This is a genomic window from Aeribacillus sp. FSL W8-0870, assembly GCF_037963755.1.
GTDB classification, from domain to species: Bacteria; Bacillota; Bacilli; order Bacillales; family Aeribacillaceae; genus Aeribacillus; species Aeribacillus composti.
Genome location: NZ_CP150165.1, coordinates 977,769 through 994,943, shown reverse-complemented (window position 1 = coordinate 994,943; position 17,175 = coordinate 977,769). Strand labels below are relative to the sequence as shown.

General features: G+C 38.5%; 16 protein-coding genes. 6 read left to right on the top strand and 10 right to left on the bottom strand.

The genetic code is table 11. The features are described from left to right. Nucleotides 1-38: 38 nt before the first annotated feature. Complete coding sequence (locus tag NSU02_RS04780; protein WP_063387086.1) at nt 39-521, top strand: phosphatidylglycerophosphatase A; 483 nt, start codon at nt 39-41, stop codon at nt 519-521. Nucleotides 522-571: 50 nt separating this feature from the next. Here the strand turns inward: NSU02_RS04780 and NSU02_RS04775 are convergent, their stop codons facing one another. Together NSU02_RS04775 and NSU02_RS04770 are read right to left on the bottom strand one after the other, a co-directional pair. Beyond that, nucleotides 572-1,339 carry a TIGR01457 family HAD-type hydrolase gene (locus tag NSU02_RS04775; protein ID WP_094245253.1) on the bottom strand — a complete coding sequence of 256 codons (768 nt, stop codon included), beginning with the start codon at nt 1,337-1,339 and terminating at the stop codon, nt 572-574. 27 nt (nt 1,340-1,366) lie between these two features. After that, a complete protein-coding gene (locus tag NSU02_RS04770) occupies nt 1,367-1,804 on the bottom strand; it encodes a DUF86 domain-containing protein (RefSeq protein WP_094245252.1) in 438 nt (145 codons plus the stop codon). Nucleotides 1,805-2,387: 583 nt separating this feature from the next. Here NSU02_RS04770 and NSU02_RS04765 point away from each other — a divergent pair. Continuing rightward, nucleotides 2,388-2,654, top strand: coding sequence for a DUF3055 domain-containing protein (locus tag NSU02_RS04765; protein ID WP_063387089.1), 267 nt, complete (start codon nt 2,388-2,390; stop codon nt 2,652-2,654). A gap of 58 nt (nt 2,655-2,712) precedes the next feature. Beyond that, complete coding sequence (locus tag NSU02_RS04760; RefSeq protein WP_063387090.1) at nt 2,713-2,994, top strand: hypothetical protein; 282 nt, start codon at nt 2,713-2,715, stop codon at nt 2,992-2,994. Nucleotides 2,995-3,056: 62 nt separating this feature from the next. Here the strand turns inward: NSU02_RS04760 and NSU02_RS04755 are convergent, their stop codons facing one another. Further along, nucleotides 3,057-3,332, bottom strand: coding sequence for a YutD family protein (locus tag NSU02_RS04755; RefSeq protein WP_063387091.1), 276 nt, complete (start codon nt 3,330-3,332; stop codon nt 3,057-3,059). A gap of 114 nt (nt 3,333-3,446) precedes the next feature. On the opposite strand from NSU02_RS04755, the gene NSU02_RS04750 reads away from it, so the two are divergent. Then, nucleotides 3,447-4,079 carry a YhcN/YlaJ family sporulation lipoprotein gene (locus NSU02_RS04750; RefSeq protein ID WP_094245251.1) on the top strand — a complete coding sequence of 211 codons (633 nt, stop codon included), beginning with the start codon at nt 3,447-3,449 and terminating at the stop codon, nt 4,077-4,079. 93 nt (nt 4,080-4,172) lie between these two features. Here the strand turns inward: NSU02_RS04750 and lipA are convergent, their stop codons facing one another. Further along, the gene (lipA, locus tag NSU02_RS04745) at nt 4,173-5,069 is read right to left on the bottom strand and encodes a lipoyl synthase (protein ID WP_063387093.1); all 897 of its coding nucleotides are present in this window, start codon (nt 5,067-5,069) and stop codon (nt 4,173-4,175) included. Between the two features lie 196 nt (nt 5,070-5,265). On the opposite strand from lipA, the gene NSU02_RS04740 reads away from it, so the two are divergent. Beyond that, on the top strand, nt 5,266-6,243 hold the full coding sequence (locus NSU02_RS04740) for a M23 family metallopeptidase (RefSeq protein ID WP_130157080.1): 978 nt from the start codon (nt 5,266-5,268) through the stop codon (nt 6,241-6,243). Between the two features lie 252 nt (nt 6,244-6,495). Here NSU02_RS04740 and NSU02_RS04735 read toward each other — a convergent pair whose 3' ends face one another. The 5 genes from NSU02_RS04735 to NSU02_RS04715 all read right to left on the bottom strand — a co-directional run bounded on the left by NSU02_RS04735 (nt 6,496) and on the right by NSU02_RS04715 (nt 13,288). Continuing rightward, entirely contained in the window at nt 6,496-6,804 is a 309-nt protein-coding gene (locus NSU02_RS04735) for a DUF1805 domain-containing protein (protein ID WP_063387095.1), read from the bottom strand. Between the two features lie 57 nt (nt 6,805-6,861). After that, nucleotides 6,862-8,271, bottom strand: a complete 1,410-nt coding sequence (locus NSU02_RS04730; protein ID WP_066249209.1) for a bifunctional UDP-sugar hydrolase/5'-nucleotidase — start codon at nt 8,269-8,271, stop codon at nt 6,862-6,864. Further along, complete coding sequence (locus tag NSU02_RS04725) at nt 8,264-9,154, bottom strand: DUF72 domain-containing protein (protein WP_066249206.1); 891 nt, start codon at nt 9,152-9,154, stop codon at nt 8,264-8,266. The genes NSU02_RS04730 and NSU02_RS04725 overlap by 8 nt, the downstream gene beginning before the upstream one ends. A gap of 641 nt (nt 9,155-9,795) precedes the next feature. Continuing rightward, nucleotides 9,796-11,655, bottom strand: coding sequence for an IS1182 family transposase (locus NSU02_RS04720; protein ID WP_339194490.1), 1,860 nt, complete (start codon nt 11,653-11,655; stop codon nt 9,796-9,798). A 463-nt stretch (nt 11,656-12,118) separates the two neighbouring features. Beyond that, nucleotides 12,119-13,288 (bottom strand): ISL3 family transposase, encoded by a 1,170-nt coding sequence (locus tag NSU02_RS04715; RefSeq protein ID WP_021292746.1) that lies wholly within the window; start codon nt 13,286-13,288, stop codon nt 12,119-12,121. A gap of 216 nt (nt 13,289-13,504) precedes the next feature. Between NSU02_RS04715 and NSU02_RS04710 the strand changes: the two genes are divergently transcribed. Then, nucleotides 13,505-14,755, top strand: coding sequence for an IS4 family transposase (locus tag NSU02_RS04710; protein WP_339192832.1), 1,251 nt, complete (start codon nt 13,505-13,507; stop codon nt 14,753-14,755). A 1,020-nt stretch (nt 14,756-15,775) separates the two neighbouring features. Here the strand turns inward: NSU02_RS04710 and sufB are convergent. Continuing rightward, nucleotides 15,776-17,173 (bottom strand): Fe-S cluster assembly protein SufB, encoded by a 1,398-nt coding sequence (gene sufB, locus NSU02_RS04705; RefSeq protein WP_063386926.1) that lies wholly within the window; start codon nt 17,171-17,173, stop codon nt 15,776-15,778. Between the last annotated feature and the right edge of the window lie 2 nt (nt 17,174-17,175).

Sequence of the window (17,175 nt, the reverse complement as noted above, 5' to 3'; positions counted from 1 at the left end):
AGCACTTTCATATACTTGTAAAAGATAGGGTGAACGACATGGATAAAATAGAGCAAACTGCAAGAAAATGGCTGAAAGATAGAGGAGTTACACCGGATGACATCGCAGAGCTCGTCTATTTTTTACAGCAGCAATATTATCCGAACTTAACAAAAGAAGACTGTTTACAAAACGTGGAAAGAGTTCTTTCGAAAAGAGAGGTTCAAAATGCCATTTTAACCGGAATTCAATTAGATGTTCTAGCAGAAAAGGGGGGTTTACAGGAGCCTCTTCAATCGATCATCCAATCGGATGAAGGATTATATGGAATTGATGAAATTCTTGCATTTTCCATTGTGAATATTTACGGATCAATCGGGTTTACGAACTATGGCTATATCGATAAACAAAAGCCTGGTATACTTGCTCATTTAAACGATAAAAGCACAGGTAAGTGTCATACTTTTCTAGATGATATTGTCGGAGCCATTGCAGCGGCAGCTTCAAGCCGGCTCGCCCATCGATCCACTGATTCACAGTAGGGGCAGCGGAGCACCTATTGTGAAATCAGCTGGAAAAGAAAAAGGCTTCATCATAGCACATGCCATTCCGAAAGGTTATTCACTGTATAAGTCGGTTGTATTTCTTTATCTTTTAAGTGTTCTTTCGTTGTTACGCCTGTATGCACAAGAAGGGTGTCCATCCCTGATTGGATACCTGCCTTAATATCCGTCTCGTAATTATCTCCGACAAGAAGCGTTTCTTCTTTTTTCGTTTTCAGCATTTTCAGCCCTTGCTCTACAATAATTTTTTCAGGTTTTCCGATAAAAATCGGCTGAACATTTGTAGATACTGAAATGACCGATGTAATGGCGCCATTGCCTGGAAGCAGTCCTCGCTCAGTCGGCAGAGCAGTATCCCCGTTTGTTGAAATAAATGTTGCACCTGCGCGAACCGCTAAACAGGCCTTGGCAAGCTTTTCATAATTGATGTTTCGGTCAATACCCACAACGACAAAATCCGGATTTTCATCGACGAAGCGAAAACCTTTTTCCTCCAAGGCCTTTCGCAGCCCCTCTTCACCGATTACATATATAGAAGCATTTTGTTTTCTTTCCCAAATAAAGTTGGCTGTGGCAATGCTTGAAGTTAAAATTTGATGCTCTTCCGCCGGAATGCCGAGACTGATTAGTTTTTCAGCTACTTGCTTCGGGGTTTTAGAAGAATTGTTTGTCATAAATAAGTACGAAATTCCTTTTTCCTTCAGTTTTTTAACAAATTCTTCAGCTTCTTCAATTTTTTCTGTACCCCGATACATGGTGCCGTCTAAATCGATGAAATATCCTTTATATTTCTTCAATTTTTTTTCACTCCTTCAATCAATCCATTACGGCTTAAAAGCTGTAACTGGTCCAAGTTCATCTTCCAAGTAGGTTCGAACACGATGACAAAAATTTCTCAAAACTTGTAAATGGGTTGATATTGAATCATACAGTTCTTCATGCCGTATGTTTAAATAATCTTGAACGAGCATTTTTCTGTAGGAAATTAATTTTTTTAATCCTTCCGCATCCCTGCTGTCAACGACAGATTCATCTTCTAAAATGTCAATAATGTCTTCATAGCTGCCCGGGTCCCGCATAATAAAACCGTCAATAATTCCGTTTCCGATATCTAAAATCGCCTCAATCAACAATTGGGCAATCCGCTCCAACGCTTTTTTTTCAACATCAGACTCCCACTGTTGATGGCCTTCAAACATGGATACAAGATCTTCTACAAATTTTACAGTATCTTCAATCTTTTTTCTGTCCACAAAATACATATGATTTCTTTCCTTTCTTAAGGTTTTTGTATCCGTTTTTTATTTTACCATACTCGACCATTTGAACTACCTACTACTTTACACACTTTTGAGTTTTTTAAAGCAGAGACACTAAATCCTCTCGTTAGACGGATCGATTTTGACAAACAGAGCTGATGTTTCTAAAATTTGGATTTCGTGATTGAGCAGGCGTAAGCTTTCCGCGGTTTGATACATCTTGCATGCCGGGTAGAATCCGCTTAGATTTTTTCAATTTCGTAAAGAAATTCCTAAACGCGCACAAAAAATTGCTTTTACAGATGACGATTTTTCATGACAAGCAGAGGAGGATTTTGAATATGACTTTCGTGCCGATTCATGATATGTTTCTCCAATTAACTTCCCCTTCGATACAGAAATCATGGCTGATTGGCAGCAGATGTGCGGGCTGATAAAAAAATTGTGTTATTTTGCTTCTATTTCAACAGAAAAATCGCTATGCGAATCGAAACAGAGGTAAGTTTTCTCACAAATTTGCGATAATTCGTTGTGAATGCATCATCTTATGCTACAATGCAATTATAAGAAACGGAGGTAATGAACCATGGCCGAACGCTTTTTTTTGTATGATGAAACCGTCGAGACAAAAACAAGATTTGTTAGCTTTATGGGAGAAAATCAACGCTTTGATTTAGCCATTATTCAATCGGACCGCTATTACGGAAAATATCTTGTACTAAATTTGCAAAGCAACCGGTTTGCGATCATTGGGGAAGATGATCTTAAAGAACCGGGGTATTTAGAAGATGTTTATCAATTAAATGATGAAGACGCAAAAGAGCTTCGGGAGTTTTTATATGAGATCGTCTAATGTATAAATTACCTTCCATGAGGAACGATAATGGTAAAATCATGGACAGGTGAACAAAATGGACAAACAAAATGAATATACTGATTTTTCAGTAGTGGAAACAATGCGAAACTATATTATCCCGGAGGATATGCCGGAAGGCGCCTACGGAGCTCCGCGGGGAAAGGATGAACCTGTGGAGAATAAAAGCACACCTTGGGAAGAAGGTCAGCGTCCATATAGCAGTTTTAACTATGAATTCAAATCCTTGCATCAGAATTTGCCGAGACAATTTCCGGGCAGTCATCCTCCTCATGATGAACCTGATAAAAATGAAGAAGACCCGTATGAAATAAAGTAATCAGGACGGCTGTATGCCGTCCTGATTACTTTTTCACACCCAGATGTTTTTGCATCTGGCGTTTATTTTTTTATTTTCTTTAATACAAAATAAGCACAGCCGAAATTGCAATATTCATACAAATATTCATCTAATGAGCTGATTTTCGTATCATGTGTTGCTTTTTGGTTTTGATCATCAAAAAATCCTCTCAGCCGCAATTGGCTATATCCCCAATCGCCGACAATATAATCATATTTGTTTAAAATTTCACTGTACCTTGCTTTAAAAGCCTCTTCATTAAAACCATTTTTAAAATCTTTTATAAGCTCGTATGTTTGATTAAAAATTGTGATCATTTACAAATTCACCCTCTTCCATATGTTTATCATAAACAAATGATTTCCCTCCATCAATTGCCTGACAACAATTTTTTAAAAGCGGCAATCCTAAAATTATAAGGAGGTGCTGAAATGAAAAAAAGGCTTTTTACTCCTTTTATCATAGCTGCGCTTGCAGCCAGCGGGTGCCAATATGATCAAGAAGGAAAAGGTCTATATAATGAAAACGGGAATACGGTAAACGTGGCAGAAAGAAATGATAATTATAACAGCAATAAAGATTCAGACAGCTTTGGATATGTCCGGCATCAAAAAAGTCCAACAGCCGGAATAGAGAAAGCCACAGTAAAAACTCCTGTCATCAATCGGGAACAATTAGCAGACGTAATCGGAAGGCTTGCCGTCCAGCTTCCAAATGTTCATGATGCTGCTACGCTCGTAACAGATGAAGAAGTTCTTATAGCGTATAAAACCGATTCAAACAACAAATTTGAAACAGCTGACCAAGTGAAAAAGACAGCTGCATCCATTGTTCCGCGTTATTTTCATATTTATGTAACCGATAATCCTAATCTGTTTAAAGAAATCGAATCATACAGCACTCTTGATGGAGAGTCTCCAAATATTAACCGCAATTTAAACCAGACCATTCAGCGCATGTTAAAGTCTCCCCAAGGAAGAAAATTGAATGCTGGTGAAAATGCAAATGGCGAAGGATTCGGAGAAATGAACGAAAGTATTGATCACGACATAAAAGATCAATGAAATAAACGTTGATGCATAGGTGAATTTTTTAGAGGTTATTTACCTATTTTTATTAAAACGGGCCGTCAAGAAATTCTTGACGGCTCTGTGGCTTTAAGCTTTTGCCTGCCGCTGTTTGGCTGCCTCATTTACTTGTTCATCAGCATGATAAGACGAACGGACTAACGGACCTGCCTCGCAATGGCTGAATCCTTTTGACAAAGCAATTTCTTTTAATTCTGCAAATTCATCTGGATGGTAAAATTTTTGAACTTTTAAATGTTTTTTCGTAGGCTGCAAATATTGTCCGATTGTGATGATGTCAACATGATTTGCACGAAGGTCGTCCATCGCTTCGATAATTTCTTCTTTCGTTTCCCCAAGCCCGATCATAATGCTTGATTTTGTCGGAATATCCGGATTGATTTCTTTTGCTCTCCGCAAAAACTCCAAAGAACGTTCATAGGTTGCACGAGCGCGAACCCTTGGGGTTAAGCGCCGAACAGTTTCAATATTATGGTTTAAAATATCAGGTTTAGCGTCCATTAATGTTTTTAAATTTTCGTACACTCCGCCCATGTCAGATGGAAGAACTTCTATTGTAGTAAATGGATTTTTTTTGCGCACAGCACGAACCGTTTCAGCAAAAACGGCTGCTCCGCCATCTTTCAAATCATCACGGGCAACTGCAGTGATGACAACATGCTTTAAGTTCATAATGCGGACGGAATCCGCTACACGCTCCGGCTCTTGCCAATCAAGCTCGGTTGGCAGTCCTGTTTTCACTGCACAGAAGCGGCATGCGCGTGTACAAACGCTTCCTAAAATCATAAATGTTGCCGTTCTTCTCACTGCCCAGCATTCATGAATATTGGGGCATTTCGCTTCTTCACAAACCGTATGAAGCTTTTGCTCGCGCATCAATTTTTTTAACCCTGTGTAATTCTCGTTTGTATTTAATTTTATTTTAAGCCATTCAGGTTTTCGTAAACTTTCTTCTTTTTGAGCCATTTTTCATCATCTCCAATATGTAATCATTAAAAAAATAAAGATGATACACTATAGTCAATTTAACATAAGGAAAGATATTGGACAAGAAAAAGGAATTTTATATTCCTTCAATTTCCAGCCATTGAAACTTTACTTTTTTCTTACACTAAGACATGACATGATGGAAAGGAGTTTATCAATTGTGGTTCTCAGAAAAATGTTATTATTGGCTGCACTTTTATCTTTATTTTCCAGCCATGCCAATGCGTCCAGTCAATTAACTGAACAACAAATAAATCATTTGCGAATGAGCCTGTATAAAAAGGTGGAAGCCATCACCCAGATTCCTTGGTATGTATTGGCTGCGTGCGACCAATACGAACGAAACGTCAGAAAAATAAAAAATGATATCCCAAAACAAAAAGGAGTTATTGGCATTTACATTCCTCCTGATAAATGGGCTGGGACAGCCAATCCGAATTTGAACGACCAAAATCCGGTTAGCATTCAGCTATTTGGGGGAATCGGAATGGATGGAAACGGCGACGGCAAAGCGCAAATGGATCATGATGAAGATGTCTTATATAGTTTTGCACATTTTTTATCAAAATATGGTAATGATATAGAAAATTTAAAAATTGGTTTATGGTCTTATTATCACCGTGATAAAACGGTCGGAATTATTTTAGGTCATATGAAATTGTTCAAACATTTCGGGCATCTGCAATTAAACGAGCATGCTTTTCCTCTTCCCGTCAGAACTGATTACAGCTACCGTGACACATGGGGAGATGCGCGCGGATGGGGCGGCCGGAGAATTCATGAAGGCACAGATATATTTGCACATTATGGCGTACCGGTTCGTTCCACTTGCTACGGAATTGTCGAAATGAAAGGCTGGAATCGCTATGGGGGCTGGAGAATCGGTATTCGGGACATTCAGAATACGTACCATTATTTTGCACATTTAAACGGCTTTGCCAAAGACATTCACGTTGGACAAATCGTAAAACCGGGGCAAATCATCGGTTCTGTCGGAAGCAGCGGCTACGGCCCTCCAGGAACATCTGGCAAATTCCCGCCGCACTTGCATTACGGGATGTATAAAGACAACGGTAAAACCGAGTGGTCTTTTGACCCTTATCCGCATTTAAAACTATGGGAACGGCTTGAATGGCAAAAAGAAAAAAAATAAAGAGCCCGCACCAACTCAGGAACGGGCTCTTTATGAATCAATTTTATGTTTTTTACTCGACTGAATGGCAATTACTTGCGACTATATCGCTGATCAAATGATAGAAAATACTTTTTCATGTCTGTTGAAAAAAAATCCATTAAGGAATACATCTTATTTAAATTCATAGATGGTACGTTTTGGAAACTTCTTTCATCTGTACACTATAGATGAGCAATAATCATTCTTTTATAAAAAGATAATGGTTGTTTTTTATTTTTCTACCATTTTCAATAGTGCTTCTTTGCCTGTCATCCCTGCTTTAATGCCAATTGCCTCCGCTTCTGTTGTGACTGATTCCAATGGGGCTTCAAGAAGCTGCTCAATTGTCCTCACTCCGACAGCGCGGCCGGCAATAATTTTTCTCTCTTTTAATTTTTCATTCAATAAGGCTACATCAAGCGCACCGCACATAATATAACCTTTTTCGGCTGTAACAGCCATGAAATTCGTTTTTGGCAGCTGAATGGTAATGGCGGTAAATTGATGATCACCAATTTTAACCGGCGATACAGATACCATAAAATACCCTCCTTCCCTACTTCACTTTATGAAAGGAAAGGTGATGTTGACAAAAATTTATTGATGGATTTGCAGGAACTGTTTCGATAATTTCCAAGCAAGTACATCTCTTAGCAATTCAGGCATGAAGTATATTTTATTCTTTACACGGCTTAATTGCGGATATAATGGACCTAATGTAAACATATCAATAGTTGCCACTGCATACACATGATTTTGATCAAGATGTTTTCCATTTACAAAGATCTTTTTCACATGTTCCTTGCCATCTTCCAACGTTTCCATGACCGTTTCAATGCCGTCAAAAACCATACGCCCCATTACTTTGCCTCTGAAGCCTAATCCTTTAAGCTTCAATTGCTCCATTTCTTTTGTCCGTGCTTGTAAAATAACTTCTTTTAATTGATCGCCTTGAACCATGATTTTACAAGGATTAATCGGATGAGGACAAATCCGGTGCAAATCGCCTTTTGTGACGAGTCCTTTCGGAAGCGATTCAAGCAATACTCCGGCATTCACCATGGAAACTTCCCCATCGCACCATTCTTTTAAAGCGGAAGCCAACAGTTTTGCAAATGGTGAATCTGAAAACCAATCAATCCGTAATTCTTCTTTTAATTCCACAACAGCTTCGTTAAGTTTTTGAGCACTTTCAGCTTTTTTTTGATCAAGCCACTTTATAGTAAAAACATCTTCTTTTTCAATCGTTTTCGTTTCAATAATCTCCGCTTTTTTATTTACCAGCTTCTTTTGAGCAGAGTCGATCTTAAGTTCAATATGTCCAAGCCACTGTCCAAACTTTCCTGCTCCCGCCAAAAGCGTATTGCCTACAAGCTTTCCACGATCAAGCACATGATGTGTATGGGCTCCTAATATAACATCGATATCAGGAAATTGTTGAGCAATCCATTCATCATCGGATATTCCAAGGTGTGATAAAAGAATGATAACATCTGCTTTGCCCCGGATTTCCTCCAATGTTTCTTTTATATTTGCCATCGGTTCTGTTATCATCCACCCTAACTGACGGTAAAATTGCTCAAAGCAAACCGTTACGCCTAAAATACCGATTCGGACTCCATTTTGTAAATGTTTAATCACATAAGGCTTTGCCCATTTTGGTCTAGTACCGTCTAAGTAAAATAAATTAGACACAATGACAGGGAATTGTGCATGATTATACAGCCGATCCAATGCTTCAAAAGGAAGAGTAATTCCTTCATTATTTCCAATCGTTATTGCATCTGGAGTTAAATGATTCAGCAGCTCAACATTTGCGACTCCCCCGGTCGCTTCAGTAATTGGGTGAAAGCGATCGACGTGATCGCCGATATCGAATAAAAAAACAGTTTCGTTTTTACTTTTATGAATATGTTTTTTTGTTTTTAGATAATGAACGATTTTCGGCCAATTTTCAAAATGACTGTGCAGATCATTCGTATGATATATATGAACCGTCTCAATCAAAGTCGCTCTCTCCTTCAGTGGGATACTTTTCAAAACACTCAAATAAATCAAGCTGCCTTGGCGCTAAATCATGATATGTAATTCCTAACTTTTTCATCAGTTCTTTTCCATTGTCCGCCGCGTCTCCGCCCGAGTTGTTGTTGAAAATGAGATAGAGATCTTTAGTTTGCTTTTTCAGCATTTTTATGTGTCCTTTCCATTCATCAAGCTCTTGTTCATTATATCTATATAAATATCGTACTTCACGCCAATTCCCTTCTTTTGGCCTCAGCCATCCATGAACATTTCGTCCATGAAATCTTACCAAGGTCTTTTCTCTATTCGTGCAATATAATACGGTCGGAACTGAATTTTCCCCTGCCTGCGGCTCATCACAAATGGTGTGAATCCACCCTTCCTTCTCCATGAATTGAAGCGTTTTTTCATAATATGTAGGAAGGAACCAGGAGCGGTGGCGAAATTCTAGTGCACAAGGGGCATCCTTCATTTGCTCTTTGCACCATCGCAAGAAATCAACATTTTCTCTTTTGCAGTGAAACCAAGGGGGAAATTGAAAAAGAACCATTGCCAATTTATTCGCTTCTTGAAAGGGCTGAATCATTTTATAAAAAGCAGCGAACATTTCTGAGCGGCTTTCGAAAGATCCTAAGCCTGTTTCGTGTCCAGTCATTCCTTTATACGCCTTTACAATGAATTGAAAATTTTGGGGCGTCTCGTTCACCCATTTTCGAACGTTTTTCTCAGGCTGTATCGAATAAAAAGTGGAATCGACCTCAACAACAGGAAAATGTCCTGCATAAATCGTTAATTTATCATTCGATGATGTTCCGGATGGATAGAGAGAATCATGATCTCCCCAACCTGTCAAGCCTATGTAAATCATTTCTTACTCCTATCAATGTAGTCTTTATATACTCATCATAATACAGCATCGAAAAAGATTCACGATTTAAGCATTTTTTTGTTATAAAAGGCTGGCAGTATTTTTGGACATTGTATTTATAACAACAATAAAAATAAAGAGTTTTGCAACAAAAAAGTTCAAATATCTCATCCTGTACAGTTGCTGATCGAAAAAACAGGTAAAGTAAAGATGTTATAAGGATCTATGATCAGGAAATAATTCACAGATTCATCATTTACAACTTGAAAAAGCTGATGCTGCCAATTGGACTACTTCAGATAGAAAAATTACAGAAAATGGTATAATAAACATATAAGAGCACAGTTTGGCCAAATGATAAAATACACCGTATTCTACAATTTTAGTAACCTCATACAACTGTAAAAGGATTTCCACAGAAAGATTGTTAGTCCTTGTTGGATGAATGATAAAAGGAGTGATAGCCACAACATGTCAGTACGAATCAAAATGACTTTAGATGCTTTGAATAAAAGACTAGATGAAAAGAATATGCTGGTTGTTCAAAATGAAGAAGGATTTTTAGGAAAACTACAATTTCGTTTCAATCCCCCTGCAACAGAAGAAGAAATCAAGAAGCTGCCTTTTAATATTCCTAGTGACTATGAAGACTTTCTGAAAATATGTAATGGTGCTACATTATTTGATGATCCTGAAAACGGAGGTGGACTGCAATTATTATCTATCGAAGAGATACTAGAGGGCTTGTCTAAAAAGTCCATAAAAACAGAGCGAATGGAGAAAACAATGAGTTTTTCCATTCGCTCTGTTTCCTTATTTTTGAAATTGGTTTGGGAATTTGCGGCCCATTTCAGTATGTTGTGGGCCATTGCCACAATCCCGAATTCTGTTCGGACTTTATGAAGCCCCCGTAACAGAAATCGAGTGAAACGCAAATTGCCCTTGATGTTACCGAACACACTTTCGACATCCACTTTACGCTTCGCATAAAGAGCTGCCTTTTGTTCGTCACCAAGAGCTGCTTTGGCTTTCGCTTTCATTTCTTCATAAATCGTGTTCCAATATACTCGACGATTTCCTTTGGCTTTCGTACACCCATTCTTCAACGGGCAATCCGTACAATCTTCACACTCGTACACTTTCAAATCTTGTATGTATCCAGATGCATTTTTTCTTTTTTGATAATACTTGAATACGACTTTCCGATTGTTCGGACAGATAAAGCAATCGTCTTCTTCGATGTATTTCCAGTTTTGTACTTTTGATAAATCCTTTTTAAACTTTTTACTTTGTTCCTTCAAATAGGTTTGGTATGGGGCTAATAATTCAAAACGAGGTTCTTTTTCTTCGCCAATCGCATATAAATAGTTTTCTTCACTCGCATATCCTGCATCGGCAATGACATACTTGAGTTTCTTTTCCTTCGGCATCGATTCCAATAACTTTTCCATAAATGGTTGGAAACAGCGAGTATCTCCTGGATTTTGATAAATTTCAAATCCCACGATAAATTGATGTTGTGTGGCGAGTTGAACATTATAACCCGCCTTGAGTTGGCCGTTTTTCATATGGTCCTCTTTCATTCGCATAAAAGTGGCCTCATGGTCGGTTTTCGAGTAGCTATTTCGTTCACCTAGAATCTGTTTTTGTACTTTGTATTTTCGTAATCGTGGAAGATAATCCGTTTGAATCGTTTTCAGTTGTTTGGTGAGTTGGGATTTTTTAGAGCGAAGTTCTTTTTTTCTTTCTTTGTCTTCTTCCTGTTTATAATCTTTTTCCAAAGCTTCTATTCTCTCAGAAAGTTGTGCCGATGATTTTTCTAATTCTTCTTCTAATTGTTCTTCTTTTAATTCCTCCAAGGCGATTTGGTGCGCTTCTTGTAGAAACGATTGAATTTTGGCTCGTAGTTTCTGATCATATTTTTCTACGGATTTTCGCCATACAAACGTATATTTGTTGGCATTCGCTTCTATTTTCGTACCATCCACAAAAATATGGTCGAGGTCGATAAGTCCTTGTTCTACTAGTTGAAGGACAAATTGTTCAAATACAGAATCCATCATGTTTGACATACGAACACTACGAAAATCATTTATTGTGCGATGGTCAGGGGTTTGCAATCCCGCCAACCACATCATCGGAAGATTTTCTTTCACCATTTGCGCTATTTTCCGACTTGAATAAACATTTTGAGTGTACGCATATAAAATCACTTTCAATAACATTTTAGGGTGATAGGGTGCACGACCCCCACCAACATAATGAGTATACAACACTTCATCCGGAATCGATTCCACCATTTCATCCACTAAACGGGCGACATGATTTTCAGGAATATACATTTCGATATCTAAAATGCTCATGACTTGACGATTGCAATAAGGTTGGAAAACTAGTTTTTTGCGTTTCTTATTCTTTTGAACCTCTATTTTTTGAATACCCTCTAGAGTCATTTCTAATTGCGTGTTATAATTTTCTTGAATAGTCATTTGATTATTCATAAGAAATCGTCCTTTCTGTAGAATGTTTTTTGGTCAATTTCATTCTATAAAAAAGGACGATTTTTTTGTACCCTAAAAACAGAAAAAAGGGCTGAGCCCAAGGTCGATTCAATCGACTTTTCGGACAGCCCCTTCAGATTGGTTTCCTATTGGATATGGCTACGATGGCTGCCGGCTCATTATAGCTTTAGCTCCCGAAAGAAAAGGATATCTTTATTGGCTTGACAACGGCGGAAGTTTGGACGATCCGTTTGGGTTTCTAAACCTGACTTTTGAAAAATGGTTTGATTACTTTATAGTAGCCCAAGGTAGTAAGTTTTGGGAATGGACATGGGATTTTAATAGGTAAATTATCGCTTAGGGGCTAAATATATTTTGATCCAGTAGCATTGCATTAAGTTAATTTTAATTTGTCAAGCCCAATTTTATGGTTCATCACCAAAAGATGTACTTGATTTTTACGTTAAAATGTGATAGAGGTCTCTAGACGGACACGCAAAGTAAAACGCTGGATATTTCGATACCCATATCCTCGCCTTTTGATCAATTTTATTTTGTTGTTGATTCCTTCCATTGGACCATTTGAGTAAGAAAAAACGATGCAAGAAAGCACTGCGTCTCTTCGGGTGATGAGTGCCTTGGCAATACTGCGTACGGCGGCACAGTCGCTAAAAAGGTACCGGTCAAACCATTGGGTCAAACGAGTTTCGGCTTGCTTTCTTGTTTGGCTTTTGGATACGTAACGGAAATGTTGAAGTGCTTGATAGACATCACGTAAATAAGCACTTTCTTGGCACCATTGTCGAACTTCCTGTCTCTCTTCTTCTGTTAATTTTTCTGGACGTTGGCTTAACAATCGGCACACGCGGCGAACGCTTCCATGTTTGGTTCCGCCTTTGGCAAGGTATTTGCGACAACGTTCCAGTGCATCGGTGAATAACTGAATCACATGGAAGTGGTCAAGAACATGGATGGCTTTTGGACATACCTTTTCAATGGCTTTTCTCATGGCAGGAGCCAAGTCGCTGACAACATACTTCACTTTGGAGGCGACGGGTTGAAGCGCCTCCACAATGGCTTCTTCATTTTTTCCAGAAGCAATGGAAAGGACATTCCGAGTCTGTGTGTCCATCACCGCTACTCCGTAATCATGTCCCTTTCGGAAAGCGAATTCATCCACACATACTACTGTAGGATTCGATGTTGGTAAAAGAGCCGGGGCATATTGATAAAACCAGCGTTCTACTGTCGTATAGGCGAGTTGTAACAAGCGAGCGACTTCTTGAATCGTTTTTCCGATGCATAACTGGGCGACCCAATGTTGAAACGATTCCGTCGCGATACTGTGAGACGGAAGTCCCGGATAAGAAACGGTGAACGTCAGAAAACAGGCTTGGCAACGCCGTCTTTCTATGGGAAGTTCAATCCAAAATAAACCGACCGTATTTGTATAGCCATGAATCCATTGTTTTCGTTTCGATGATATTTTGGTTGTCCGTCCGAAGCAAGTCGGGCAGATCGGACAATGAGGAGGGAGGGAAAGTTCAAAAATCCATCGTTCTCCCTCTTTTCGTTCTCCATGAATAAGAAAGCCTGGTAAAGTGATCAAATCTTTGATAAACTGAGATTGCATGCGAAATTTCCTCCATGGTTGATGGTTTGGTCACCTTTACCATACAGGAAATTTCGCATTTTTTGTACCCTTGATCAGAAAACAACCTGATTGTCAAGTACATTTTGTGGTGAAGAGCCAATTTTATGTTAAATTTCATCTTTTTGGATATAAAAAAACTCCTTATAATTAGGATTGGCAGTCCTATCCAAATCCTAAGAATAAGGAGAAACCATTATGGATAAGAATACCACAGAATCCACAATAAATGAACTATTTAAAGAGATCGATCCAATAACTTTTTCAAAACTAATTAATGTGATTGACGTTGACAAATACATTAAAAAATTAACGGCGTATAAGTTTTTACAACTTTGTATCATCGCTCAGTTAAACGAATTGGAAAGCTTAACAAAATTGGCCAAACATTTGAAAGACAAGGAAGAGTTGCAGACATATCTGGAATTTGATGCAATTAGTACTTCGCAACTTTCTCGCAAATTAGGCCAATTATCCCCTCAACTGTTTGAAAAAGTATTTAAATATCTGGTCTTAAAGATCCAAGGGCAAATGAAAAATGCCCCGATCATCCGAAACATTGGTCGTCTTCTGGTCATTGATTCTACCACGATGAGCATGAGTTTGAGCCAATATCCATGGGCAACTTTTCGTAAGACAAAGGCTGGTGTTCGACTCCATTTAAAGGTTGTTGTAACGAAGGATATCACTGTTCCGGATCAAGGGATTATCTTACCCGCGAAACATGCCGATCGCACACAGATGGACGAACTCATTGAAATCGATCCAAATGCGATTTACTTGTTTGATCGAGGGTATGTCGATTACAAACAGTTCGACCGCTTATGCCGAGAAGGGGTGCGATTCATTACCCGGCTTAAAAAGAACGCAGAGATTGAAGTTTTATCGGAACGGATTCCCAATCCAGAACGTTTGATTTATAGGGATCAGATTGTCATTTTAGGAAATGACCGTAATCATACCAAAATGACTCATCCTCTCCGATTGATCGAAACGGTCGACAGCGAAGGGAATCCCGTGATCATCATAACCAATTGCTTTGATCTTTCTGCGGAAGAGATTGCAGATTTATACCGATATCGCTGGAAGATAGAGACCTTCTTTAAATGGATGAAACAGCACCTTAAGATAAAAAGATTTTATGGAAAAAGTCAAAATGCCGTTTACAATCAAATTTGGATCGCCCTAATCACCTATTGCTTACAGGCCATGCTCCAATTAAAAGTGAATCACGATGGTCCTTTATTAGAGATCAAGCGAACTTTACAGAATCTGCTTTTTAAAGGTTTTGACTGTTTTGTTCGCTCCCTTTTTAAAAAGCCAATTCGAACGTCCAACGGTCGGAAAAAATACCATTGGGAAAAAGATTTTGAAACCATCGTGTACCAATTTGAAGAAGGGGAGGTGGAACACCTAGACGATTTAGTTTATGATCCAATGTTTCTGTAATATATTACCAAATTGTGGAAATGGACTGCCGATTAAGACGTCATTGTCCTTTTAAGCTTGCTTAGAAAGATTGTATGTCTGAATATTCAGTTACATGAAATAACTGGAATTTTTATTGAGCTTGACAAACATTAAATTTTTTTATGCAACGCTACTGATTTTGATCGTATAAATGAGTTTGCTTCTTCTTTATGAAAGGATCTCATTAAAAAGGATGCGGCTTCAGAAAATGACGCGCAATACATATGTATTGAGGTGGTTGTGTTAAAGATCGTGAAAGAAGCCGTGATTGTTTCTCTTGTACTCCATAATTATATATTTTAGGAACAGTTATATTTGGCCAACATCTTATACTCCTAATATGATGAATTTTTATTAGGAGATGAAATTACTGCAAATAATATAGCATTTGGTTTTATCAATCCATTATTTTTCTTGTTATCTTTTATTCTCCTTGCAATGATTTGCGGCTCGGTTTTATATTTTGTATGAGAAGATGTTCAAGCCTCATAGAAAAACGTAAGCCATCATTTATGGTGTTCTAGAGGAGAGGGGCAAGCGAAATTTTAAAGCCTTCTGATTCTTCTTTCTCACAGCCACTATTGGCATTGGGGAAAAGCTGTTATGCAATGTAAACTTTAGAAATAGTCCGGTGAGTGACGTTTCCTGCTTGTGACCTCCACAGAAGTGTGCAAACATGCAAACTCCCTGTTTTTTCTTTACATGATGCTCTCCTTTAGCTGGAGCGAAAGATTAAGATACTAAAGCATAAAAATAACCGCTGACACATATCTCCATGTGACCAAGAAAATTGAGGACGAGGCACTGGAGTTGTATTAACGGTATACAAACATGAATATCTAATTTTTGTGGGTGAATTGTGGGTCTGTCCAGAAAGTCAAATCCCCATTGAAAACAAAAAATTATAAACACCGATATATCAACTTTTCTAAAACATTAATGGGGGCGTCAATAAGCCGTAAAAACGACTTATTAGACACCCCCTTAGTATTATAAGGATTATCCAATACTTCCTTCCATTTCAAACTTGATGAGGCGGTTCATTTCAACGGCGTATTCCATTGGCAGCTCTTTTGTGAATGGTTCAATGAATCCCATAACGATCATTTCGGTTGCTTCCTCTTCAGAAATGCCGCGGCTCATGAGATAAAACAGCTGCTCTTCAGATACTTTCGATACTTTTGCTTCATGTTCCAAAGATATATTATCGTTTAGGATTTCATTATATGGAATCGTGTCGGAAGTTGATTGGTTATCCATGATTAATGTGTCGCATTCAATGTTTGCACGTGCTCCATCTGCTTTCCGACCAAAATGGACAATACCTCGGTACGTTACTTTTCCACCTTGTTTCGAGATCGATTTCGAAACAATCGTAGATGAAGTATTCGGCGCTAAATGAAGCATTTTCGCTCCTGCATCTTGATGTTGACCTTTACCGGCAAGGGCAATGGACAATGTCATGCCGCGTGCACCTTCACCTTTCAATACGACTGCAGGATATTTCATAGTTAATTTCGAACCGATGTTTCCGTCAATCCATTCCATTGTTGCATTTTCTTCACAAACCGCACGTTTCGTTACTAAGTTATACACATTGTTTGCCCAGTTTTGAATCGTTGTATAGCGGCAATAGGCTCCCTTTTTCACAATGATTTCTACAACAGCACTGTGCAGCGAGTTAGTTGTGTAGACAGGCGCCGTACATCCTTCAACATAATGAACGTGGGCACCTTCATCAACTATAATTAACGTACGTTCAAATTGTCCCATGTTTTCTGAATTAATTCGGAAATATGCTTGCAAAGGCGTATCAACTTTTACTCCAGGCGGAACGTAAATAAATGAACCCCCTGACCAAACTGCAGAGTTTAAAGCGGCAAATTTGTTATCAGTCGGCGGAACGACCGTCGCCCAATATTTTTTAAAGATGTCCTCGTTTTCTTTTAAGGCGCTGTCTGTATCTTTAAAAATGATGCCCATTTTTTCAAGGTCTTCTTTCATATTGTGATACACAACTTCTGATTCGTATTGGGCAGAAACACCTGCTAAATATTTTTGTTCCGCTTCAGGAATTCCGAGCTTATCAAAAGTGCGTTTAATTTCTTCTGGAACTTCATCCCAAGAACGTCCTGAGTGTTCAGAAGGTTTTACGTAATAAGTAATTTCATCGAAATCTAAAGCAGACAAATCGCCGCCCCATTGAGGCATTGGCATTTTATAAAAATGGTCTAAAGCTTTCAAGCGGAATTGCAGCATCCACTCAGGCTCATTTTTCATTTTCGAAATTTGTTCAACAATTTCTCTTGTCAATCCGCGTTCTGCACGGTATATAGAAACGTCTTTATCGACAAAGCCATACTTATAATCGCCTATTTCAGGCATTTTTTTCGCCATAC

What these genes read in the sequence shown, in the direction of transcription:
- NSU02_RS04780 (WP_063387086.1), top strand. Translation starts at nt 39, where the DNA reads ATGGATAAAATAGAGCAAACTGCAAGAAAATGGCTGAAAGATAGAGGA.
- NSU02_RS04770 (WP_094245252.1), bottom strand. Translation starts at nt 1,804, where the DNA reads ATGTATTTTGTGGACAGAAAAAAGATTGAAGATACTGTAAAATTTGTA.
- NSU02_RS04765 (WP_063387089.1), top strand. Translation starts at nt 2,388, where the DNA reads ATGGCCGAACGCTTTTTTTTGTATGATGAAACCGTCGAGACAAAAACA.
- NSU02_RS04760 (WP_063387090.1), top strand. Translation starts at nt 2,713, where the DNA reads ATGGACAAACAAAATGAATATACTGATTTTTCAGTAGTGGAAACAATG.
- NSU02_RS04755 (WP_063387091.1), bottom strand. Translation starts at nt 3,332, where the DNA reads ATGATCACAATTTTTAATCAAACATACGAGCTTATAAAAGATTTTAAA.
- NSU02_RS04750 (WP_094245251.1), top strand. Translation starts at nt 3,447, where the DNA reads ATGAAAAAAAGGCTTTTTACTCCTTTTATCATAGCTGCGCTTGCAGCC.
- lipA (WP_063387093.1), bottom strand. Translation starts at nt 5,069, where the DNA reads ATGGCTCAAAAAGAAGAAAGTTTACGAAAACCTGAATGGCTTAAAATA.
- NSU02_RS04740 (WP_130157080.1), top strand. Translation starts at nt 5,266, where the DNA reads ATGTTATTATTGGCTGCACTTTTATCTTTATTTTCCAGCCATGCCAAT.
- NSU02_RS04735 (WP_063387095.1), bottom strand. Translation starts at nt 6,804, where the DNA reads ATGGTATCTGTATCGCCGGTTAAAATTGGTGATCATCAATTTACCGCC.
- NSU02_RS04725 (WP_066249206.1), bottom strand. Translation starts at nt 9,154, where the DNA reads ATGATTTACATAGGCTTGACAGGTTGGGGAGATCATGATTCTCTCTAT.
- NSU02_RS04720 (WP_339194490.1), bottom strand. Translation starts at nt 11,655, where the DNA reads ATGAATAATCAAATGACTATTCAAGAAAATTATAACACGCAATTAGAA.
- NSU02_RS04715 (WP_021292746.1), bottom strand. Translation starts at nt 13,288, where the DNA reads ATGCAATCTCAGTTTATCAAAGATTTGATCACTTTACCAGGCTTTCTT.
- NSU02_RS04710 (WP_339192832.1), top strand. Translation starts at nt 13,505, where the DNA reads ATGGATAAGAATACCACAGAATCCACAATAAATGAACTATTTAAAGAG.
- sufB (WP_063386926.1), bottom strand. Translation starts at nt 17,173, where the DNA reads ATGGCGAAAAAAATGCCTGAAATAGGCGATTATAAGTATGGCTTTGTC.